Below are 22,452 nucleotides of genomic sequence, written 5' to 3'. Positions count from 1 at the left end.
AATGAAAACTGCTGAAATTAAGCTAACTGTAACACTCGACGATAATAATGTTCCTGAAAAAATTGTATGGCAATCAACCGATGCAAAAGGCGAAGACGCGGTGCCTGTAAAAGCCATGATGCTATCTGTTTGGGACCCGAGTTACAGAAACACCATGAAAATTGACCTTTGGACCAAGGATATGCCGGTTGACGAGATGAAACGATTTTTCTACGAAACGCTGCAAACTATGGGCGATACCTTTCTGCGGGCAACGGGCGAAAATAATATTGTAGAAGATCTGCGCGATTATTGTGCTCATTTTGCAGATAAAATGGAAATTAGGCAATAATTTAACTATCGCTTTGTTTATGCGCCTTCCTTCATTATTAGCTCTACTCGGCTTTGTTATATTAATTGTAGCTACCTTTTGCCCGTTGTTAAGGCCGTTTCATTTGTTCAATATGAATGTTTACAAGCTTAATCAACCCTATGGTATGGCGTTGCTGCTGGTTGGGGTAATTGGTATACTTTGCACCGTACTCAACCAGGTAAAAGTAATACGTATTGCTGCCTGGGCTTCTGTTGCTTTAGTAACCTTATTGTTTATAGCCGCTGTGTTTAAGGTAAAAACAACTTTTGGCTTTATACCGTTTAAAGGCATCAGTGGCTTTCTATCACGACAAATAGCCTTCAAGTGGGGGTGGTATTTGCTATTTGCCGGCGCTTTACTTTCACTTGCGGGTGCTACAGGTTTTAGAAAAGCTGTTAACATACAGTAATTTAAAATTTCCTATCTGCGTATTTGTTGTGCTGAAAGTGTTTTGTGTACACATTTATTTTAACATATTTGCACTACTATAACCAAATCTAACCTATGTTCAAGCTTTCTTTTCGTAACCAGGTCCTAACGGGTTTTGGTATATCCGTTTTGCTTGTGTTATTAGTTGGCATACTCTCTTTTAGCAGTATAAAGCAATTAGAGGATGATACCGTATGGGTCAATCACACCCAAAAGGTTATTAAAACCTCCAATGAGATACTGCAACTTCTTATTGATGGTGAAACTGGTATGCGGGGTTACGGCGCAACAGCTAATAAAGCTTTTCTTGATCCTTATAACTCCGCGGTACCTCGTATAACCGAAAATTTATACCAACTGAGTAACCTGGTTTCTGATAACCCGGCACAGACTAAGCGTATTGATACGTTGAAGGACCTTGTAAATCGCCAGTTGCAGGTTTTAAAAAACAACATTGATACACGCGATAAAATGGGCCTTGAGTATATGGTGGCTCATAAGATGTTTTTGGGCGGAAAGCAGAACATGGATAGTATACGAGGTATCAATAACCGTTTAATTAATTCTGAGAACTCCCTGCTTGATGAAAGGAAAGCCGCTTCTGAAAGGGCATCCCGGCAGGCAATTGTAGTTATTGTAATTGGCTGCATACTGTTTATGGCCATCGTTATCCTGATGTTTTACTACATTCAGGCTACTTTCAACCGACAGAAAAAAATAGAGGAAGAAGTAAGACTTGCCAATATTGAACTTGAAAAAGTACTTGAGGAAAATGAAGCCAAAAATTGGCTGCTCACCGGAACCGCTGTTCTTAACGATAAGATGCAGGGGCAGCAAAGCGAAAAGGAATTAAGTAACAACATCCTTACCGAGCTTAGCAGATACTCGGGTGCGCTTACGGGTACCATGTATCTACTAAATGAGAGTGAAGAAATACTTGAACTTCATGCCTCATACGCGTTTTCAGATCCGGATAAAATCAAGCAGTCTATTCGTATTTCTGAAGGTTGGGTGGGGCAAGCTGCTAAAGACGAAAAGTCGGCAATTATAAGCGGTAAACTTAATGATGGTTTACAAATTGAATCGTCAATCATTCAGGATGGGTATATAGAAACTTTCATTGTTCCATTTCTTTTTGATAAAAAGCTCAAAGGTGTTTTAGAACTGGGTTTTAGTGGCCAAATACCGGCACATGTAAAAGATTACATAGAGCGTGTGGCCAATGATATTGCAATTGCCGTAAATACGGCTCAGGCACGCACTATTATGCATGACCTGTTTGAGGAAACTCAACAGCAGGCTGAGGAATTAGAAGCGCAGCAGGAAGAAATGCGCGTTACCAATGAGGAACTCATGAACAAAACCGAAATGCTGCAGGCATCAGAGGAAGAGTTACGCGTTCAGCAGGAGGAGTTACGTACTATTAATGCCGAACTGGAAGAAAAAGCAAGTCTTTTAGAAGAAAAGAACCAGGCAATAGAGGAAGCACGCCAGTCTATCACTCAAAAAGCAAATGAGCTGGAAACAACAGGCAGATACAAATCAGAATTCCTGGCTAACATGAGTCATGAGCTGCGCACGCCACTAAACAGTATATTGGTGCTGGCGCGCATACTTAAAGATAATAAACCGGCTAACCTTTCTGAAGATCAGATCAAGTATGCCAGTGTGATATTTAACGCGGGTAATGACTTGCTTACGTTGATCAATGATATCCTTGATCTGTCGAAAATTGAATCCGGTAAGTTGGATATGCAAACCGAAGAAGTAAGCATATCTGAGGTATTGAGCGATATGCAATCATTATTCGCAGAGGTTGCCATAAATAAAAAGATCGAATTTAAAACCGGATCGTCTGATGTTCCGCAAGCGATTAGTACCGATAAGGTTAGGGTAGAACAAGTGATTAAAAACTTGCTTTCCAATGCCTTTAAATTTACCCCTGAGGGTGGCAGTATAAGCGTAACAGCTGTAGCAGGGCCACGTCCTAAAACAGTAAGCTTTAAAATCAAGGATAGCGGCATAGGCATACCGGCAGATAAACAACGTATCATATTTGAAGCCTTCCAGCAGGCTGATGGTTCTACCAGTCGTAAGTATGGCGGTACAGGTCTCGGTTTATCCATTAGCAGGGAGTTAGCCGCATTATTGGGTGGTTATATTACGCTTACGAGTGAACCTGGTGTGGGTAGCGAATTTGTACTTACATTGCCTTTTGAAGTGAAATTTGAAAACAGCGACGAAGAGGTATTGCCAACAGTTGAAACTTACCAACCGATGTCGCGGCCAAGTACCCCACAACCTGTTGCTCAAAAGACAACAGCGACAGATCGTGATCCATTTGTAGTAATTGTTGAGGATGATCCTAATTTTGCGATAATTTTACAGGATTACGCCCGTGATCATGGTTTTGAACCAGTAATGGTTAACGAGGGAACCAATGCTTTTGAGGTGATAAAAGAGCAGCAGCCCGATGCTGTGATATTAGATATTATGCTACCAGGAAAAGACGGTTGGCAAATATTAAAAGAGCTAAAGCAGGACGAAGCAACCGCGCACATCCCTGTGCACCTGATGTCTGCGGGCGAAGCTGCCGCCAACCGGGTGCGCAAAGAAGGAGCGATAAGTTTCCTTAAAAAGCCGGTAAATACCGAAACTCTTGATAAGTTATTCGGTGATATTATGGCTCGCAGCGGTACTAAGTTTACACAAATACTATTGGTTGAAGACCACAAGGCGCAAAGCCAGGCGCTAAAAGATCTGATGCAAAGCCAGGGTATAACAGTGGATCAGGCTTTTGATGGAGAATCGGCCTTTAAAATGCTGAACGAGCACGAATATCAGTGTGTGATTTTAGACCTTAATCTGCCGGACATTTCCGGGCTCGACCTGCTGGATAAGATCAAAGCGGTTGATCAATTTATTTCATTGCCGGTTATCATTAACACAGCAATGGAACTGGACAAAACCTCGGTTAACCGCTTAATGCAGTATGCAAATGCAATGGTTGTTAAAACAAGCAAGTCATCTGACAGGTTAATTGATGAAGTGAATCTCTTTTTAAATAAAATAAGTGAAAATACCCCGCAAGCCGTTAACAATAATCAGCCGAAACAAAAAATGACCACTAAAGGAAAAGATGCTATCAAGGGTAAAAAAGTACTTATTGTAGATGATGATATGCGCAATATTTTTGCATTAAGCAGCGCTCTTGAAACCTATGACTTGGTTGTTGAGATCGCTAATGATGGAGAAGAGGCGCTTGCTAAGCTGGAAGAAGTAACCGATATTGAGATCGTACTCATGGATATCATGATGCCTAAAATGGATGGTTACGAGGCAACAAGGCAAATAAGAAAGCAAAACAAATGGGCAAAACTTCCTGTTATTGCCTTAACCGCCAAGGCCATGAAGGATGACCGCGAAAAGTGTATTGCGGCCGGGGCCAATGACTATATCACTAAGCCGGTAGATATGGACAGGCTGATATCCTTAATGCAATTATGGCTCGACGGATAGTTGATAGAAGAATATGCCTGATGCTAAAGAGAGTTTAACAGATGCCCAGTTAACAGAACTGATAGATATTGTAAAAAAGATACACGGGTTTGACTTCAGCGATTACACCGAAGCTTCGTTCAGGAGACGCATTGCCCGGGTAATGATGATTAAGAAGCTGGAGTTTTATGATCTGAAGCATCTGTTGATAAATGATCCCGGCTTCTTTCAGGAGTTTTTGGAAGAAATTACGGTAAACGTTACAGAGATGTTTCGCGACCCGGCTTTTTACAAATCTTTACATACCCAGGTAATACCTTATTTATCCACTTATCAGCATATTAAGGTTTGGTGTGCCGGTTGTTCAACGGGCGAAGAGGCCTATTCACTTGCCATATTGTTGAATGAAGAAAAGTTGTTGAAACGTTCTTTTATATATGGTACAGATATTAATACAGAGGTGTTAAACTATGCCAAAAAAGGTATTTACAGCTTGCGTAAAATAAAAAGTTACGCCGAAAACTATTTGTTTACCGGTTTACCAGGGTCTTTAACTGATCATTTTACTATGATGTATGACGCTGCAGCCATACATAGCGAGCTAAAGCAGAATACATTATTTTCTGTTCACAACCTTATTTCTGATACGGTATTCAACGAATTTCAATTAATAAGTTGCCGTAACGTATTCATCTACTTTGAAACAGAACTGCAACATCGTATTCTCGATTTATTTTATAATAGCCTGTGTCCGCTTGGTTACCTATGCCTGGGGAATAAAGAAACTATTCGCTCAGATATTTTTCGCAAAAAGTTCAAGGTAATCAATCAAAAGGAAAATATATACCAAAAAATTGGCTCTTGATGATCATATAATCCACCGTTGGCAAAGCTCTCGAATATTACTTCTGGGTGGCTCGGCAGGTTCATTTAAATTGTTATACCGTATAGTAAAATTGCTACCGGCTAAATGTTCCAAAACAGTAATTATTATTATTCATCGTAAAAAAAATTTTTTCAGCGAAATTGAAAAACTGTTTGCTGAAAACAGCCGTATGTGCCTTAGAGAAATTAGTGATAAGGAACCGATAGCGATAAACACAATTTACGTAGCACCTGCAAATTATCACACACTTGTTGAGAAACAGGGATTTTTTAGCCTGGATGTATCAGAGGCGGTATGGTTTTCAAAACCATCTATAGATGTAACCTTTGAGAGTGTGGCTGAAATATATAAAGACCAGGTTACCGCCATCCTGTTTTCGGGCGCAAACCAGGACGGAGCGTCAGGATTGTTGAAATTGCGTCAAAGCGGAGCGTTAACAATTGCACAAAACCCCGTTGAAGCAGAAATGACTGAAATGCCCCAATCAGCCATTGATATGCACGCAGCAGAATATGTACTCTCAACAACTGATATTTTTAAATTATTAGAAACACCACCTGATACCTGATTTATAAATGAATCCTGTCAATATCCTGATTGTTGATGATAAAGAGGAGAATATTATTGCTCTTGAGGCACTTCTTAAGCGTAATGATATTAAGCTTTTTACCACTACTTCGCCTAACGACGCGTTAAAAATAGCCTGGGAAAACCACATATCCATAGCATTGGTAGATGTACAGATGCCAGAAATGGATGGTTTTGAGCTGGTAGAAATGCTAAAGTCCAACCCTCGCACCAAAGATATTATGGTAATATTTGTCACCGCAATATCCAAGGAAGCCAAGTATGCTGTTAAAGGTTTTGGCGCCGGTGCGGTAGATTATCTTTATAAGCCACTTGACCCTTACATAACATCAGCAAAGGTTGACGCGTTTATACAGCTCGCCCGCACGCAGGAGGAAATTAAGCATAAAAATGACGAATTGCAGAATTATGCTATGGTGGTAAGAAACAGCGCGGACATTATATGTTCAGTTAACGCTGATAACCTGAGAATAAAGAGCATTAATCCAGCTGTAGAAACTATTTTAGGATACACTGCACAAGAGGCTTTAGGTAAAAGTATCGTTGATTTAGCAATAGAGGGAGATCAGACGGCTTTTCGGAAAAAACTTGGTGAAATTATAAAAGATAACGTAGCCATGTCTGTAGCAGAATTTCAGTTTAATACTTTTAATAAGAGCGTTATATGGACTGAGTGCAGAATATCTTACCGGGCACGCACCATTTTTATGAATATCAGTGATATCTCGCCCCAAAAGAGTTATCAGCAACAACTTATCAAATCAAAGGAAGCAGCCGAATATGGTAAAAAGGTAAAAGAAGCATTTTTGGCAAACATGAGCCATGAATTACGTACCCCTGTTAACGGTATTATTGGCCTTACCAATTTACTGTATAAAACTCCGATAAATGACCAGCAAAAAAATTTGCTTAGTATGCTGGAAACATCTTCAAAATCATTGCTCGGGGTAATTAACGATGTACTTGACTTGTCAAAAATAGAGGCGGGTAAATTTAGTATTGTACCTACACCTAATAATGTACGCAGCATTATTAATTCAGTACATGGGTTGCTGAAATATCAGGCCGACGAGAAAAATTTAGAATTTCTACTTGAAATAGATAATGATGTACCTGAAACATTGCTTTTAGACTCATTGCGATTAAATCAGATACTGATGAACCTGTTAAGTAACGCTATCAAATTTACCGATAGGGGGTATGTAAAACTTGTAGTATCCGTATTGCAAAAGACAGAGGATAGTAAGGTGAAGCTAAAGTTTAGTGTGGAAGATACAGGTATAGGCATACCGCAAGCCCGCCTTAGTCGGATTTTTGAATCTTTTGAGCAAGCTGAAGATGATACTGCGAATAAATATGGTGGTACGGGTTTGGGATTAACGATAGTTAAACGTTTAGTCGAGCTTAAAGGCGGTGACCTTACCGTGAGTAGCAAGGTAGGTGAGGGGAGTATATTCAATTTTACTAACTGGTTTACCATCTCTCAACAGGTTACCGAGCCCAAGGTTATAAAAAAAAGCTCCAAACTTGCACCTTTTGTTAGTACAAGGGTGCTGGTGGCTGAAGATAATATGATTAACCAATTTATGGTTACCAAAATGCTTAAAGATTGGAATATTGAGTTTGAGGTGGCTGATAATGGTTACAAGGCCATTGAAAAATTAAAAGAGCAGGATTTTGACCTGATACTGATGGACACTCATATGCCGGCATTAAATGGCTACCAAACAGCGCGTATCATACGTATGGATTTTGAGGAGCCGAAGCGTAGTATACCCATTATTTCATTGTCTGCTTCGGCATTTGAGCATGAGCAGGTAGAGGCTATCTCCTCAGGTATGAATGACGTATTGCCTAAGCCATTTGAGGCACAGGAGCTACATAATAAAATAAGTAAGCTTTTGAAGGGAAGGGTTATGCCTAAAATGCCAGTGTAGTTTGCCCAACGCCGCATACTTTGGCTTCATGTTCAAGCAGCCATTTTTTGCGCCATAAGCCGCCGGCATACCCTGTTAAGTTGCCATTGCTGCCAATAACGCGATGGCATGGCACAATTATCCATAAATTATTACGCCCGTTGGCCGCGGCAATTGCACGTATACCCAGCGGGTTTTGCATTTTCTGCGACTGCTGTCCGTAAGTAATAGTTGTGCCGTATGGTATTTTTAGCAATTCCTGCCAAACAGTTTTTTGAAAATCAGAGCCCGGTTGATTTAATGGCAGATCAAACTCTTTTCGGCTGCCTGCAAAGTATTCCTCCAATTGTTTTATGGCCAGGTTAAGTACTGCAACTTCTGTAATTGTTGGCGTAAGGGTTTCCTCATCGCGAATAGATACTTTAATTATAAATCCATCTTCTTCTACAATGTGTGTAATGCCTAAGGGCGACAAATAGTAAACCTCTGCCATGTTGATTATTGTTGTTCGCTCTTTAACAACGATTTCAAATAAACTTTACTCATGCGCCCACCAATGAATTTTGCAGGTAAAAACTTCATAAACATTTTACCTAAACGGTTCATCAACCCCGGCACATAGTTGAATTTGCGCGTAGTAAATGCATGTATGGCCTCTTTGGCGGCTTGTTGTACCGGCATTAACCAGCCCTGTAATTCACCAAACTCGGCACCGTGCGTCATCTCTGTAGCTATGCCGCCGGGAGCAAACACGGTTATCGAAAAATTAGGATTGGTCAGTTCGTTATGCAGTGCATTACCAAACGCATTAATAAAAGCCTTAGTTGCAGAATAAGCCGTTTGATAAGGCACGGGGAAAAAACCTGCCATGCTTGATACCAGCATCAAGCCGCCTTCCTGTTTACTTTTATCAAAGTGATTGGCCAAAGCGTTGGTCATGCGTACTACACCTACAACATTGGTCTTTAAAATGGATTCAAACTTATCCCATTGTAATTGTGAGTGGCGGCCAAAATAGGTGACGCCGGCATTAAGTATGGCACCATATAAGTCGCCATTGCCAAGGCTTTCTTCAATAACATGGTCGGCACCTTCAATGGTTGATAGATCGGCCACTACAACTTTTACTTGCACACCGGTATTCTTTTCCAGTTCGGTTTTAAGTTGTTCCAGTTTATCCGCACGGCGGGCGGCAATAATCAAATTGGCTTTGTGCAGGGTAGCCAGTTGCCGGGCCATTTCCTGCCCAAGCCCTGATGATGCACCCGTAACCAATATCCATTTATTATTTAACCGCAAATTATCCATGTTGCTAAGGTAAGTTTTTAGTCGGGAAGTCAGAAAAATCCGGAGGTCCATGAGTCGGAAAGTCGAATGCTTGGCATCTTTAGTCCTCCTGACTTCCCGACTTTCGGACTTTTCTGACTTTCCCGACTTTTTTACATTAAATTCGCAAAATGAAACTGGCCGGGCAAACTATCGAGCTGTTAAAGAAGGAGATCATCCTGGAGTGGCGTTCTAAATACGCATTCAATGGCATCCTGCTTTATATTGTGTCTACGGTTTTTGTATGTTACATCTCTTTTAATCTAAATCCCGGTTTTAAGCAAAGCGCGGGTTACCCCATCGTTTGGAATATCCTCTTTTGGATCATTATGCTTTTTGCATCGGTTAATGCCGTCGCAAAAAGCTTTTTGCAAGAGAACAAAGCGCGGTTGCTATACTATTATACTATTGCCCATCCGCAAGCCATCATTCTTTCTAAAACAATTTACAATACGCTGCTCATGTCGTTGCTTAGCGTGCTGGCCTTGGTAGTTTATCTGCTGTTCTTTCCCAATAAAGTAGATGATCTTTTATATTATTTTATCGTAGTATTATTAGGTAGCGTAAGCTTTTCAACAGTATTTACCATGATATCGGCCATTGCATCAAAGGCAGGGAATAATGGTACACTTATGGCGATATTAAGCTTCCCGGTGGTGATACCTGTTATACTGATATTAGTAAAAGTAAGCAAAGCGGCAATGGATGGTATTGATCGCAGCCTCAGCTTAAATAATATTGGTACACTGCTGGCAATAAATGTTATAGTAATTGCGTCATCCCTCATATTGTTTCCCTTTTTATGGCGCGATTAACCTTTCGCTTCGCTTTTATATGTTGTTTGTTGGTGCCTTTTGCCACTAAAGCGCAAAACGGCGTTATCATTGGCAAGATAACCGCGCAGGGCGGCACAACCCCGGTTGCTAAAGCCAGCGTTTTTTTAAACAATGCTTCTTATGGTACCGCGACCGCCGACGATGGGACTTTTTCCCTTCGTGGCGTAAAACCTGGACAGTATGACTTAGTGGTTTCCATATTGGGCTATGAGGAATACACTCAAAAGGTACAGGTAAATAATAACACTTTGGACCTAAGCATTAGCCTAACACCTAAGGTAATGATGATGCGCGAGGTCGTAATCACTACTAACGCCGACTGGAAAAAGAATTATGAGCAGTTTAAAAAAGAATTTATTGGGATTACTGATAATGCCAAGCTGTGTAAGGTGGCCAATCCTCGTGTGCTTAATCTCTCCTACACGCGCAGGACACAAACATTGGAAGCTTCCACAGATGAATTTCTTGAAGTGGAGAATTATGCGCTCGGTTATAAAGTAAAATTTTTACTAAAAGATTTTACCAGTGATAATATTGGTGGTATAATAAGTTACAGTGGGCGCGCTTTGTTTGAGGATTTGCCAGGCACACCCGAACAGAAATTAAAATGGAAAGTTAAACGCGATGAAGCTTATTACGGGTCTTCGCGACATTTCTATCGCTCTTTGTATAAAAACAAGCTTGCGGAAGAAGGCTTCGTGATGTGTGATTTTACGCGAAGCATTGATCCTAACCGCCCACCGGAAGCAGTAATTAAAAGAAAGCTAAAGCAATTTAACGGGTATAACCGCGATTCGGTAATGTACTGGTTGCAAAAGGAAAGCATGCCCAGATGGTACCAGGAGCATTTAGTTAAACCACCGCTCGTTGCAAGAGATGTGTTACGGACTACCGAGCAGCCGGGAATATATGCGATTACATTTCCGCATTATTTATACGTAACCTACACTAAAAAAATGGAAACGGTAGACTTTAAAGATCTTTACCGGCCATTGGATATGCCTAATTATGAAGCAAGTGTGCTCACCCTGAACGGCGGCTATGCTGTTTTTGATATGAACGGAACCGTAATAGGAAATGCTCCTTTAAACGAAGGCACATGGTCCAAATCAAAACTGTCTAACATGCTGCCGGTGGATTATGAACCAAGTGATAAGTAAACCCTAAACTCTAAAGGACGCGTCACATTGGTGGACTACTTCCTAATTTCTCTTTACTATTTAGCGTTTAGCATTTAGGACTTTTCTTTTAGAGTTTAGGATTTGATAACTAAATAAGCTTAAATGCTACAAGTTATTAAACGTTATGCTTGCATAGTAAAACATTGCTAAATATGACGCTGGGCATATAATCGGATGTATCTTATTGCTACCTTTGCCGCATATTTTTGATATGAAGTTTATATACAAAACCTGGTGGAAGGTGCTGGCTGTAGTGCTGGTGTTCTACACACTCATATCCGGTATGCTTTTCCAGGTGCCACGCCTGGATATCCTGCACGAAACCATTCGCAATCTGTATTTCCACGTACCCATGTGGATGGCTATGCTAACCGCATTGGTGACCTCTGTATTCTTTAGTGTTTTGTACTTACGCACAGGGAAAGAGGAACATGACCTTGCCGCTGTTGAGTGTGTAAACACAGGTATGATATTTTACGGATTAGGTTTGATAACCGGGATGCTTTGGGCAAAATACACCTGGGGCGAGTTCTGGAGCGGCGACCCTAAACAGAACAGCGCTGCTATCGCTTTTCTACTATATTGCGCTTACCTGGTGCTGCGTAATTCTATCGACGAGGAACAAACCCGGGCCAAGATCTCCGCTATCTACAATATTTTCGCCTTCCCGATAATGATTGTTTTATTGTTTGTGTTACCGCGCATGACAGATTCGCTTCACCCGGGCGGTGCGGGCGGTAATCCCGGCTTTAATAAATACGACCTGGACAGTCACATGCGTTTGGTGTTATACCCGGCATTTATAGGTTGGAGTTTGCTATCACTATGGATAGCTACCATCCGCTATCGCATTCGCTTAATTGAACATAAAAAGAACGCCATTAACTAAAAATGAAGAAACTTATAACCCTGATAGTACTGATGTTAAGCTTTGTGGCGGTAAATGCCCAGGGCAGCAAAACTGTTGAAATGGCTGATGTATTACGCAGCTCCGGCAAGATATACGTAGTAGTTGCAACTATAGCCATTGTATTTGTTGGGCTGGCTATTTACCTGTTTACCATAGACAGACGCTTAAAAAAAATTGAAAAAGAAAATTAAATCAAAAAGCCCTGTAGCGTTGTTTAAATGATGTTTTTCCTTGCCGATTGGTAAGGTGTAAACCAAACACCATCTTTTTTATAGTTGCGATATTGGTAAAAAAAGCACCAAATTTGAGCAATTTTTTAAGAAATTAATAATTATACCAAAAATCTAAATATGAGCACGAATAACCCGACTGCGAACCAGGAAACGCATTTCTTTGGCGACGTTTGTAAAAACTTCGATCACGCAGCGCAATTCACCAAGCACGATGCCGGTTTATTAGACCAGATCAAATCATGTAACAGCGTTTATCGCTTCCGCTTCCCAATACGTAAAGGCAATGGCTTTGAAGTTATTGACGCATGGCGCGTTGAGCACTCTCACCACCAGTCACCAACTAAAGGTGGTATTCGCTACAGCGAAATGGTGAACGAAGACGAAGTAATGGCCCTTGCAGCATTAATGACTTACAAATGTGCCATCGTTAACGTACCTTTTGGTGGTGCTAAAGGCGGTATCAAAATTAACCCTAAAAATTACACCGTTGGCGAGTTAGAAAACATTACTCGCCGTTACACAGTAGAATTAATTAAGAAGAACTTTATTGGTCCAAGCATTGACGTACCTGCACCGGATTACGGATCAGGCGAGCGCGAGATGAGCTGGATTGCCGATACTTATGCCACCATGAATCCTGGCCAGCTGGATGCACTTGGTGCCGTAACCGGTAAGCCAATTGCATTACACGGGATAGCCGGCAGGAGAGAAGCTACCGGCCGTGGTGTAGCCATTGCCGTTCGCGAGTGCGTAAGCGTTGCCGAGGATATGGATAAACTGGGTTTAACAACCGGTTTATCAGGCAAAAAGGTCATCGTACAAGGTTTAGGTAACGTGGGTTATTACTCAGCTAAGTTCTTGTCAGAGTTTGGTGCACTTATCGTAGGTATCTGCGAGTTTGAAGGTGCCGTTTACAACGAGGACGGTTTAGATGTTGAAGCAGTGTTCCAGCACCGCAAATCAACCGGTTCTATCTTAGGTTATGCAGGAGCCAAACAAGAGTTTAAAAACACCATGGAAGGCCTGGAGCAGCCATGTGATATTCTTGTACCGGCTGCTTTAGAGAACCAGATAACCGAGGCGAACATCCGCAACGTTAAAGCAAAAATTATTGCTGAGGGTGCAAACGGCCCAACTTCACCGGAAGCTGAAGCTATATTTTACCAAAATGGAGGTATGATCATCCCGGATATGTATGCTAACGCTGGTGGTGTAACCGTATCGTATTTTGAGTGGTTAAAAAACCTGAGCCATGTAGCGTTTGGCCGCATGAACCGCCGTTTTGAAGAAAACTCCAACCTTAACCTGGTAAATATGGTAGAAGGGATTACCGGCATCGCTTTAACACCTATCCAACGTGCCACCATTGTAAAAGGTGCATCAGAGCTGGAGTTGGTAAACTCGGGTTTGGAAGATACTATGATCCGCTCATACCACGAGATCCGTGAGATCTACAAAAGCAACCCAGCCATTGGCACACTGCGTAATGCGGCTATGGTTGGCGCTATTAACAAAATTGCGGTGTCATACCAAAACCTTGGTGTGTGGCCGTAAATGGTGATTAGTGATTTGTGATTAGAGATTAGGTTCTCTTTTGAATACAAAAGCGGCAGAGATGCCGCTTTTTGTATTAATAAATAAATTCAATCAAACTGTAAATGCATTTTAACTAGTTTTTCGTCCTTATCTCTTTTAATATTTCTGGTATTTCACTCCATTCGTCAATCCAAATAGTTTTCACTCCGAAAGACTCTGTATCGGTTTCTTCAAATCGTTCAATAATCTCAATTAATAATTTAACGGTTTTATCTAATTCTAAATTCGCGTCTATTTTTTCCCCTAAAAGCTCTTTGTTTTCTCTTAATAGTAATTCTAGTCGCATCTTCACAATTGGCTCTTTATGCCTCATTTTGAAAATAAAATGAGAGTGTTCGTCCTCACCTTTTTGTCTTCTTGCAATATCTAAAAGTCTTCGGGTGTTAGGATCAGTCAATGATGAACCTATAAATACACAATTAGCGTCCCTAAATTTATTTATCTGTACGATATTGTTCCAACTATAAATATCGGTATATTGTTTATGATAGACAGTTTCTCCAAAGGTTATTTGATTGTCACTGGAAATTTTACCCGATTGGGGTAGATAGCCATGAACATGAAAAATGGGGAGTTGGCCGTTAGGATTCATGCCTATCCCATAAATTGACTTGTAAGGTAGTTCTAATTTGACCTTTTCAATTCTTTGCTCCAATATATCATCGAAGTTGTAAGTTATTATACTATCAATGTTCGGGCTTTTTCCAGGCGCAACGCATAGTTTAACTATTTCATCTAATAACGGGGAATTTTTATCTATATCTAAGTTTTCATATAGTACATTTCTTACTGCTTCCTCAAAGGATAATTTTTTATCGTCATAGTATTTTTGTAAGTATCTTCCAGCTATCAAAGGGCTTGGAGAAAATAAGTTTGTGAAAAGTTTGGACAACACAGTAGATGTAGTTTCTTCATTTTTAATAGTTGTAATAAGAAGCTTTTGAAGTAGGACATCCCAATTCGGTATCCCAAAGTCCATTGACACACCGGCACCTAAGACTAGAACAAGTGTCTGAGCTTTGTAATAACCTCGAATCTTTTTTACTATATCTCTCTTGGAAAGCTTTTTAATTTCAGGCAGCTTGTCCGTTAAAACCTTTATGCTGGTTGGATTACTTACAAGTTTTGATAGCTCTTTGAGGATTTCGTCAATTTTATCCGGCGTGATATCGGCAGAATTTGATATATACATTATTGATAAGGTTGTTAAATACATAAAGCTAATAAAAATTAACTACCTTTAATCAATAACAATTCTAAATAAGCAATATCCCTTGTAATAAACATTATTAGCTTTGCGTTTTGTATTTTTGTAAAACTGTTCTGTGCAGTTGTATAAACAATGAAAAAAAGCGCAATCTTCGGGATAGTAACTATTGCCATTGCAATAGCTGTTATCATAAGCACCTATTCAAATACCAGCACTTACGGCTCTTTTAATGATGCCCGTAAAGCTGATGCTGAATTACATGTGGTTGGCCATTTAAACAAAACCAAACCTTTGTATTACGATGCCACTAAGGATGCCAACTACTTTTCTTTTTACATGAAAGACAATAAAGGCGAAGAATGTAAAGTGGTTTTTGATGGCACCAAACCTCAGGACTTTGAGCGTTCGGAGCAAATTGTGTTAACCGGCTCTATGAAAGGAAAAGAGTTTCATGCTTCAAAAATCCTCATGAAATGCCCTTCTAAATATACCGACGATAAATTGAACGTTGCTGAGTCTAAAACGCAAAGCGCCAGCATATAAATAGTTTTTAATGGAGATAGCTTATCAGGGCGAACACCTTTTTCCGGGTAGTTTAGGCCAGTTTTTTATAGTACTTGCATTCGGTTCTGCACTTTTTTCATTTATCTGTTACTATTTTGCCACTACAGAGAAAGCTGTAAACAGTGATAACTCGTGGTTGCGTATGGGCCGGATAGGTTACTGGTTAAACACCATATCTATTATTGGTATGGGTGTATGTTTGTTCTACATCCTTTATAATCATTATTTCGAGTACCACTACGCATGGTCATACACCTCTAAAACTTTACCTACCTACTACCTTATTTCAGGTTTCTGGAATGGGCAGGAAGGTGGCTTTTTGCTATGGATGTTTTGGGGTGCTGTTTTAGGTAACGTTCTGATATGGCGGGCAAAAAGCTGGGAAAAGCCTACCATGGCTATTATGGCGCTATCGCAAGCGGTTTTAGGTACTATGATATTAGGGCTGCAAATAGGCAGCGCGCATATTGGCAGCTCCCCATTTTTGTTATTACGTGATGCCATGGCGGAAGCGCCTATCTTTAAAAGCCCAAACTATTTGGATTTTATAAAGGACGGCAAGGGCATGAATCCTTCGCTGCAAAATTACTGGATGATCATCCACCCGCCGGTGTTGTTCCTGGGTGTGGCATCGCTGGTAGTGCCGTTTGCATTTGCTGTTGCGGGTTTATGGCAAAAACGCTTTAAGGAGTGGGTTCCGGCGGCTATACCATACGCGCTGTTTGCATGTATGATATTGGGTACAGGTATCATTATGGGTTCGTTTTGGGCTTATGAGTCATTAAATTTTGATGGCTTTTGGGCTTGGGACCCTGTAGAGAATGCGTCGATATTTCCATGGTTGATCATGGTGGCTGCGGTACACGTGCTTATTGTATTCAAGAACAGTGGCCATTCGTATTTTACTGCTGCGTTTTTAACCTTACTGGCTTTTGTAATCGAATGGTATTCGTCATTCCTTGCGCGTAGCGGTGTATTGGGCGAAACCTCCGTACACGCATTTACCGACCTTGGCTTGTTCTGGCAGTTGGTTATCGGTATGGCTATATTCTTTGTCATCATGGTTTACCTGCTGGTAAGCCGGTGGAAAGAAATGCCTATCACTAAAAAGGATGAGGATACTTACTCACGCGAGTTCTGGATGTTCGTTGGAGCAGTTTTCCTGTGCCTGTCATGCCTGCAATTAGTTGTAGTAACATCTCTGCCGGTTTGGAACCTGATATTCGGTACCAAATGGGCACCACCTACCGAGGCTATTAAACAATATAACGTTTTCCAGGGATCTTTTGCTGTTGTGATCGCATTGCTAACCGGTGTTACGCAATTCCTCAAATATAAAAAGACCGACATCACCCGCTTCTTTATTACTTCGGGTGTTTACCTCATATTTGCCGCTCTGGTTGCCGCTCTGGTAATTTACGCTACGGGCTTATATAAGTTAAGCTTTGTTTTCTGGCTGGTAATGTTTGCATCGCTGTATAGTGTTTTCGCGAACGGGAAAATTTTGTCTGATGCATTTAAAGGTAAATACAAACTTGCCGGTTCTGCTGTATCACACATCGGTTTCGGTTTACTTTTAGTGGGCGCGCTGATAGCCGCAGGTACCAAAAAAGTAGTATCGATAAACGAGCAGGGAGAGGAACACATCGCCGAATCGTACAAAGAAGAGAATCCAAAGGAAAATCTTTTGCTTTACCTTAATCAGCCCATCAAGATGGGTGAGTATAATGTAACCTTTAAAGGTGATACCATTGAAGGTGCTCAGCATTTGTTCAACATAGATTATGAGCGTGTAAAAGATGGTAAGGTGACGGAGAAATTCAGACTTAGGCCAAACGTGATACAATCGCAGGGTGGTATGTCTTCAACTCCGGATACCAAGCATTACCTGTCTCGCGACTTATATACGCACATTACTATGACCAACGTGATAAGTGCCGAACCTAAGCAGGAAGATAATCATGCCGACCATCCCGAGGCTGATCATGATAAAAACTATGACGCCCCGGTTGCTCATGAAGTTGCTGTTGGCGACACCATCCCATACCGTGATGGTAAGATCGTACTGAAAAGTCTGAATAAGGATGTAAAGGTTAAAGATATTCCGCTAAGTGATAAAGATGTTGCCGTAGGCGCGCAGCTTGAGGTAATTACCCAGGGCAAAACTTATAAAACAGAACCGGTTTACCTCATAAAAGGCCGTAACATATTTGACTTCGGTAAAAAGCTGGAAGAAGTTGGTTTGAAGCTACGTTTTTCAAAGATCATCCCTGACAAAGGCAAGGTTGAAATTATGGTGTATCAACAGCCTGAAAGCAAAAGAAAATTTATTGTGATGAAAGCTGTTGAGTTCCCTTACATCAACTTCCTTTGGGCAGGTACCATTATCATGGTTATTGGCTTCTTTATGTCGATTTTAAGAAGAAACAAGGAACTGAAGGTTCAGCCTGCGACTGCTCAAGTCAAAATTCAAAATTCAAAATTCAAAAAGTAGGACTACACTAACATTTTGCAAAGAGCACAAAGGGATTAACTTTGTGCTCTTTGTATTTTGATATGGTTACTTCTCCTGGTAAAAAGTCTTTTAATATAAATGGCTTTGCTATTGTAAGCGATATGTATGATTCGGTAGAACTAGCAGCGATATTAAATGCTATAAATAAAGGTGATAAAACCAAGGATACCTTCCGCAAAACACATGATCTATTCGCTATAAGGCAGGTATTAAAAGAAGTACCTGAGCTTAGTAATTTGGTGTTTAACCAAAGTCTTAAAAGCTTAATTAGAGATTTATTTGGAGATGAATACTTTGTTGTAAAATCTATTTATTTTGACAAACCAACTGCTTCTAATTGGTTTGTACCCTGGCACCAAGATCTTACTGTATCAGTAGATAAAAAGGTTGAATGTGATGGCTACGGCCCATGGACAGTAAAGCAGAATCAGTTTGCTGTACAACCACCGCTTGCTATTTTGAAAGAAAACTTTACCATTCGCATTCACTTAGATGATGCAGACGAAGGCAACGGCGCCTTAAAAGTACTACCTGGTTCGCATTTAAAAGAGATCTATCGCCCGGAAACCATTGATTGGAAAACGGAGAAACCGTATACCTGTAATGTAAAGGCAGGTGATATTATGATTATGCGTCCATTGCTAATGCATGCTTCAAGCCGAACCACTAACAATAAGCCGCGCAAGGTAATCCATATTGAGTTTGCCAAGGCAGAGTTACCATCAATTATTAAATGGTCAGAGCGTTTGGCTTTATCTTAAAGTTATTCGTAGTGAGATGAATCAAATAATTCCCAATATTCCACACGCTTTCTAATTTTCCACAATCAACCATATCCGCGGGCAATCAATTAAATTAGCAGATTAATAAAAGCGAGGACAAATTGGCTAAGAGCGATACTAAAGAAACGCCGTTAATGCAGCAGTACAACGCCATTAAGGCGAAATATCCCGGTGCATTATTGCTTTTTCGTGTGGGTGATTTTTATGAGACCTTTGGTGCCGATGCCATTAAGGCTTCAGGTATTTTGGGTATTACGCTTACCCGTCGGGCCAATGGCGCTGCCTCACATATAGAATTGGCCGGTTTTCCGCACCATTCGCTGGAAACTTACCTGCCCAAGCTGGTTCGCGCCGGTCAACGCGTGGCCATCTGCGACCAATTGGAAGATCCAAAATCTGTTAAGGGGATTGTAAAGCGCGGGGTTACCGAACTGGTTACCCCCGGCGTTGCAGTTAGCGATAACATCCTGCAACAGAAGAGTAACAATTACCTTGCTTCGTTATACTTCGAGAAGAACAGCATCGGTATAGCCCTGATCGATATATCGACCGGTGAGTTTTTAACCGCCCAGGGCAACAGTAATTATATTGATAAGCTTTTGCAAAGCTATTCACCAAGCGAAGTAATATTCCCTAAAAGCCGCAAAGGCGACTTTACAGATCACTTCGGCGACCGCTTTTACACCTACATGTTGGATGAGTGGCCCTACAGCGGCGATTACGCCAATGAAACCTTGCTCAAGCATTTCGGCGTAAAGTCGCTCAAAGGGTTTGGTATTGATAAATTGGGCTTGGGTATTGTGGCTGCCGGTGTAGCGTTGCATTACCTGAACGAGACAGAGCACCGCAACCTGCAGCATATATCGGCTATCAGCAGGATAGAGGAAGATCGCTATTTATGGCTGGATAGGTTCAGCATCCGTAACCTGGAGTTGGTAGGCTCTGCCAACGAGAATGCAACCACCTTGGTTGATATATTAGACCATACCTGCTCGCCAATGGGTGCGCGTATGTTGCGACGTTGGATTGTGATGCCGCTTAAAGAGATAAAGCCGATACAGGATAGGTTAGGCGTAGTGGAATACCTGATAGCGGAAGAAGAACTACGGGAAGACCTGCAAAACCATATTCGCCAGATAGGAGACCTCGAGCGATTGATTTCTAAGATAGGTTTGCAAAAGGCTAATCCGCGCGAGGTTTGTCAGTTAAAAAAAGCTTTACTGGCTATTGAGAATATCAAAAAGCTGGCAGAATCATCGCTGAGTGAACCGCTTAAAGCCATCGGCGATCAGCTAAACCCCTGCACGTCAATTTGCGAGAAAATAGCCCGCGAACTGCATCCCGAGCCGCCGATTTTAATGGCCAAAGGCATGATCATGAACGATGGTATTAGTGAAGAATTGGATCGCCTGCGTAAGATCGCTTTCGGCGGCAAGGGATATTTACTGGAGATACAAAAACGCGAGGCAGAGATAACCGGTATCCCGTCCTTAAAGGTATCGTTTAACAATGTGTTTGGCTATTACCTCGAGGTTACTCACAGTCACCGGGATAAAGTGCCTGCTGATTGGATACGCAAGCAAACCCTGGTAAATGCGGAGCGTTACATCACGCCTGAACTGAAGGAATACGAAGAGCAAATATTAGGTGCCGAAGAAAAGATACTTGCATTGGAAACCAAGCTGTATAACGATCTGCTTTATACCCTCGCCGAATATATCAAGCCTATACAACTAAATGCGGCACTTGTTGCCCGTTTAGATGTATTGCTGAACTTCGCCACTATATCCATTAAGAATTACTACGTTAAACCAAACGTAAACGACAGCCGTGTGCTGGATATAAAAGGCGGCCGCCATCCGGTGATAGAAAAGAATCTGCCGTTGGGCGAAGAATATATCACAAATGATGTGTTTCTGGATTCAGAGTCGCAGCAGATCATCATCATCACGGGCCCTAACATGGCGGGTAAGTCGGCATTGCTGAGGCAAACAGGTCTCATCGTGCTCATGGCTCAAATGGGTTGCTTTGTACCGGCCAAGGCAGCGTCAGTTGGGTTGGTTGATAAGATCTTTACAAGAGTGGGGGCATCGGACAACCTGTCGTCCGGCGAATCAACCTTTATGGTGGAGATGAACGAAACGGCCAGTATCCTCAACAATTTAAGCGATAGGAGTTTGATCTTGCTGGATGAGATTGGTCGCGGTACATCCACTTATGACGGTATTTCTATCGCCTGGGCCATTGCTGAGTTTTTGCATAACCACCCGGCTGCTAAAGCAAAAACACTTTTTGCTACGCACTACCACGAATTGAATGAATTGAGCAACAGTTTCAACCGTATCAAAAACTACAACGTTTCGGTTAAGGAAGTTGGCCAGCAAATTATCTTTCTGCGTAAGCTGGTACCAGGTGGCAGCGAGCACAGTTTTGGTATTCACGTAGCCAAATTGGCCGGTATGCCACCAAAAGTATTGAGCCGGGCTAATGAGATATTAAAAAAACTGGAGAACGAGCGCACCGGTGGCGAACACATTAAAGAGAGCATTCGTAAAGTGCAGAAACAAGCTGTGCAAATGCAAATGTTCTCGATAGATGATCCTGTTTTGGTAAAGATCCGCGATACGCTGAACAACCTGGATGTGAATACTCTAACACCGGTTGAGGCACTGATGAAACTGGATGAAATACAACGACTGATAAAAAGCTGATATTGAAATAGTCGATAAATTTTATAAAAATTTATCGGCCACTACCAACTCCTTGCTACCTGCGGTGTATTTATAAAAGCCGCTTCCGCTTTTAACACCAAGATGGCCGGCGGTGACCATATTTACTAAAAGAGGACAAGGTGCATATTTAGGGTTTCCAAAGCCATTATGTAGCACTTTTAATATGGCAAGGCATACATCCAGTCCAATAAAGTCGGCCAGTTGGAGCGGGCCCATCGGATGCGCCATGCCGAGTTTCATAACGGTGTCTATCTCATTTACACCTGCCACTCCTTCAAATAAGGTGTAGATAGCTTCGTTTATCATTGGCATCAAGATACGATTGGCTACAAAGCCAGGATAATCATTCACCTCAACCGGGTCTTTGCTCAACTGCCGAGAAAGATCCATTATCGTTTTGGTCACCTCATCTGTTGTTGTATAGCTGCGTATCACTTCAACCAGTTTCATCACAGGTACCGGGTTCATAAAGTGCATACCAATTACATTGGCGGGATTACTGGTAGCCGCGGCTATTTCAGTTATCGATATGGATGAGGTGTTTGATGCCAGAATGGTTTCAGGGTTGCAAACTTCGCTTAGCTGCTTAAAGAGTTTCAACTTTATATCGCGATTTTCGGTTGCGGCCTCTACCACAAGATCCGCATGGGCAGCACCTTTTGCTAAATCCGTATAAGTTTTGATATTGGCAAGGGTAGCGGTTTTAACTACCTCGTCTATAGTCCCTTTTTTTATCTGGCGATCAAGATTACCGGCAATGGTTTGCAGGGCTTTTTGCAAAGCAGCCTCGTTAATATCAACAAGCGATACGTTAAAACCATTTTGCGCGAACGTATGCGCAATGCCGTTACCCATAGTACCCGATCCGATAACTGTAATGTTTTTCATGCTCATTAGT

Annotated in this window: 19 protein-coding genes; 15 read left to right on the top strand and 4 right to left on the bottom strand. The window is 41.5% G+C overall.

All coding sequences use genetic code 11. The features are described 5' to 3' along the window. Position 1: 1 nt before the first annotated feature. The 6 genes from gldC to CKK33_RS12530 all read left to right on the top strand — a co-directional run bounded on the left by gldC (position 2) and on the right by CKK33_RS12530 (position 7,690). Positions 2-331 carry a gliding motility protein GldC gene (gene gldC, locus CKK33_RS12555; protein WP_095704433.1) on the top strand — a complete coding sequence of 110 codons (330 nt, stop codon included), beginning with the start codon at positions 2-4 and terminating at the stop codon, positions 329-331. A gap of 112 nt (positions 332-443) precedes the next feature. After that, complete coding sequence (locus tag CKK33_RS12550; protein WP_095704432.1) at positions 444-761, top strand: hypothetical protein; 318 nt, start codon at positions 444-446, stop codon at positions 759-761. A 95-nt stretch (positions 762-856) separates the two neighbouring features. After that, positions 857-4,300 (top strand): response regulator, encoded by a 3,444-nt coding sequence (locus tag CKK33_RS12545; protein WP_095704431.1) that lies wholly within the window; start codon positions 857-859, stop codon positions 4,298-4,300. A gap of 13 nt (positions 4,301-4,313) precedes the next feature. Continuing rightward, positions 4,314-5,144 carry a protein-glutamate O-methyltransferase CheR gene (locus tag CKK33_RS12540; protein ID WP_095704430.1) on the top strand — a complete coding sequence of 277 codons (831 nt, stop codon included), beginning with the start codon at positions 4,314-4,316 and terminating at the stop codon, positions 5,142-5,144. Beyond that, positions 5,134-5,733, top strand: coding sequence for a chemotaxis protein CheB (locus CKK33_RS12535; protein ID WP_255404598.1), 600 nt, complete (start codon positions 5,134-5,136; stop codon positions 5,731-5,733). The genes CKK33_RS12540 and CKK33_RS12535 overlap by 11 nt, the downstream gene beginning before the upstream one ends. 7 nt (positions 5,734-5,740) lie before the next feature. Then, on the top strand, positions 5,741-7,690 hold the full coding sequence (locus CKK33_RS12530) for a response regulator (RefSeq protein ID WP_095704428.1): 1,950 nt from the start codon (positions 5,741-5,743) through the stop codon (positions 7,688-7,690). Here CKK33_RS12530 and CKK33_RS12525 read toward each other — a convergent pair. Next, a complete protein-coding gene (locus tag CKK33_RS12525) occupies positions 7,674-8,162 on the bottom strand; it encodes a methylated-DNA--[protein]-cysteine S-methyltransferase (RefSeq protein WP_095704427.1) in 489 nt (162 codons plus the stop codon). The genes CKK33_RS12530 and CKK33_RS12525 overlap by 17 nt on opposite strands. A gap of 5 nt (positions 8,163-8,167) precedes the next feature. Beyond that, positions 8,168-8,977, bottom strand: coding sequence for an SDR family oxidoreductase (locus tag CKK33_RS12520; protein ID WP_158223435.1), 810 nt, complete (start codon positions 8,975-8,977; stop codon positions 8,168-8,170). Between the two features lie 149 nt (positions 8,978-9,126). On the opposite strand from CKK33_RS12520, the gene CKK33_RS12515 reads away from it, so the two are divergent. The 5 genes from CKK33_RS12515 to CKK33_RS12495 all read left to right on the top strand — a co-directional run bounded on the left by CKK33_RS12515 (position 9,127) and on the right by CKK33_RS12495 (position 13,709). Next, positions 9,127-9,810, top strand: coding sequence for a heme exporter protein CcmB (locus CKK33_RS12515; protein ID WP_095704425.1), 684 nt, complete (start codon positions 9,127-9,129; stop codon positions 9,808-9,810). After that, the gene (locus tag CKK33_RS12510) at positions 9,798-10,991 is read left to right on the top strand and encodes a carboxypeptidase-like regulatory domain-containing protein (protein ID WP_095704424.1); all 1,194 of its coding nucleotides are present in this window, start codon (positions 9,798-9,800) and stop codon (positions 10,989-10,991) included. The genes CKK33_RS12515 and CKK33_RS12510 overlap by 13 nt, the downstream gene beginning before the upstream one ends. Before the next feature lie 232 nt (positions 10,992-11,223). Then, positions 11,224-11,901 (top strand): cytochrome c biogenesis protein, encoded by a 678-nt coding sequence (gene ccsA, locus CKK33_RS12505; protein ID WP_095704423.1) that lies wholly within the window; start codon positions 11,224-11,226, stop codon positions 11,899-11,901. Between the two features lie 2 nt (positions 11,902-11,903). Next, on the top strand, positions 11,904-12,113 hold the full coding sequence (locus tag CKK33_RS12500; protein ID WP_095704422.1) for a CcmD family protein: 210 nt from the start codon (positions 11,904-11,906) through the stop codon (positions 12,111-12,113). Positions 12,114-12,272: 159 nt separating this feature from the next. Next, entirely contained in the window at positions 12,273-13,709 is a 1,437-nt protein-coding gene (locus CKK33_RS12495; RefSeq protein WP_095704421.1) for a Glu/Leu/Phe/Val dehydrogenase, read from the top strand. Between the two features lie 115 nt (positions 13,710-13,824). On the opposite strand, the gene CKK33_RS12490 is transcribed toward CKK33_RS12495, so the two are convergent. Beyond that, complete coding sequence (locus CKK33_RS12490; protein ID WP_233138209.1) at positions 13,825-14,943, bottom strand: SIR2 family protein; 1,119 nt, start codon at positions 14,941-14,943, stop codon at positions 13,825-13,827. Between the two features lie 150 nt (positions 14,944-15,093). Here CKK33_RS12490 and CKK33_RS12485 point away from each other — a divergent pair, with 150 nt between their 5' ends. The 4 genes from CKK33_RS12485 to mutS all read left to right on the top strand — a co-directional run bounded on the left by CKK33_RS12485 (position 15,094) and on the right by mutS (position 21,533). Beyond that, positions 15,094-15,504 carry a cytochrome c maturation protein CcmE gene (locus tag CKK33_RS12485; RefSeq protein ID WP_095704419.1) on the top strand — a complete coding sequence of 137 codons (411 nt, stop codon included), beginning with the start codon at positions 15,094-15,096 and terminating at the stop codon, positions 15,502-15,504. 10 nt (positions 15,505-15,514) lie between these two features. Next, entirely contained in the window at positions 15,515-18,019 is a 2,505-nt protein-coding gene (ccsA, locus tag CKK33_RS12480) for a cytochrome c biogenesis protein CcsA (protein WP_095704418.1), read from the top strand. 50 nt (positions 18,020-18,069) lie between these two features. Next, entirely contained in the window at positions 18,070-18,801 is a 732-nt protein-coding gene (locus tag CKK33_RS12475) for a phytanoyl-CoA dioxygenase family protein (RefSeq protein ID WP_233138208.1), read from the top strand. 122 nt (positions 18,802-18,923) lie between these two features. Continuing rightward, positions 18,924-21,533, top strand: coding sequence for a DNA mismatch repair protein MutS (gene mutS, locus CKK33_RS12470; RefSeq protein WP_095704417.1), 2,610 nt, complete (start codon positions 18,924-18,926; stop codon positions 21,531-21,533). A gap of 21 nt (positions 21,534-21,554) precedes the next feature. Here mutS and CKK33_RS12465 read toward each other — a convergent pair whose 3' ends face one another. Then, positions 21,555-22,448: a 3-hydroxybutyryl-CoA dehydrogenase gene (locus CKK33_RS12465; protein ID WP_369803563.1), complete on the bottom strand. Its 894-nt coding sequence runs from the start codon at positions 22,446-22,448 to the stop codon at positions 21,555-21,557. Positions 22,449-22,452: the final 4 nt, after the last annotated feature.

Origin of the sequence: Mucilaginibacter sp. MD40, from assembly GCF_002288635.1 — a bacterium.
Classification (GTDB): Bacteria; Bacteroidota; Bacteroidia; order Sphingobacteriales; family Sphingobacteriaceae; genus Mucilaginibacter.
This window is presented reverse-complemented; position numbering and strand designations above follow the sequence as displayed.

What these genes read in the sequence shown, in the direction of transcription:
- gldC (WP_095704433.1), top strand. Translation starts at nt 2, where the DNA reads ATGAAAACTGCTGAAATTAAGCTAACTGTAACACTCGACGATAATAAT.
- CKK33_RS12550 (WP_095704432.1), top strand. Translation starts at nt 444, where the DNA reads ATGAATGTTTACAAGCTTAATCAACCCTATGGTATGGCGTTGCTGCTG.
- CKK33_RS12545 (WP_095704431.1), top strand. Translation starts at nt 857, where the DNA reads ATGTTCAAGCTTTCTTTTCGTAACCAGGTCCTAACGGGTTTTGGTATA.
- CKK33_RS12540 (WP_095704430.1), top strand. Translation starts at nt 4,314, where the DNA reads ATGCCTGATGCTAAAGAGAGTTTAACAGATGCCCAGTTAACAGAACTG.
- CKK33_RS12530 (WP_095704428.1), top strand. Translation starts at nt 5,741, where the DNA reads ATGAATCCTGTCAATATCCTGATTGTTGATGATAAAGAGGAGAATATT.
- CKK33_RS12525 (WP_095704427.1), bottom strand. Translation starts at nt 8,162, where the DNA reads ATGGCAGAGGTTTACTATTTGTCGCCCTTAGGCATTACACACATTGTA.
- CKK33_RS12520 (WP_158223435.1), bottom strand. Translation starts at nt 8,977, where the DNA reads ATGGATAATTTGCGGTTAAATAATAAATGGATATTGGTTACGGGTGCA.
- CKK33_RS12515 (WP_095704425.1), top strand. Translation starts at nt 9,127, where the DNA reads ATGAAACTGGCCGGGCAAACTATCGAGCTGTTAAAGAAGGAGATCATC.
- CKK33_RS12510 (WP_095704424.1), top strand. Translation starts at nt 9,798, where the DNA reads ATGGCGCGATTAACCTTTCGCTTCGCTTTTATATGTTGTTTGTTGGTG.
- ccsA (WP_095704423.1), top strand. Translation starts at nt 11,224, where the DNA reads ATGAAGTTTATATACAAAACCTGGTGGAAGGTGCTGGCTGTAGTGCTG.
- CKK33_RS12500 (WP_095704422.1), top strand. Translation starts at nt 11,904, where the DNA reads ATGAAGAAACTTATAACCCTGATAGTACTGATGTTAAGCTTTGTGGCG.
- CKK33_RS12495 (WP_095704421.1), top strand. Translation starts at nt 12,273, where the DNA reads ATGAGCACGAATAACCCGACTGCGAACCAGGAAACGCATTTCTTTGGC.
- CKK33_RS12490 (WP_233138209.1), bottom strand. Translation starts at nt 14,943, where the DNA reads ATGTATATATCAAATTCTGCCGATATCACGCCGGATAAAATTGACGAA.
- CKK33_RS12485 (WP_095704419.1), top strand. Translation starts at nt 15,094, where the DNA reads ATGAAAAAAAGCGCAATCTTCGGGATAGTAACTATTGCCATTGCAATA.
- ccsA (WP_095704418.1), top strand. Translation starts at nt 15,515, where the DNA reads ATGGAGATAGCTTATCAGGGCGAACACCTTTTTCCGGGTAGTTTAGGC.
- CKK33_RS12465 (WP_369803563.1), bottom strand. Translation starts at nt 22,448, where the DNA reads ATGAGCATGAAAAACATTACAGTTATCGGATCGGGTACTATGGGTAAC.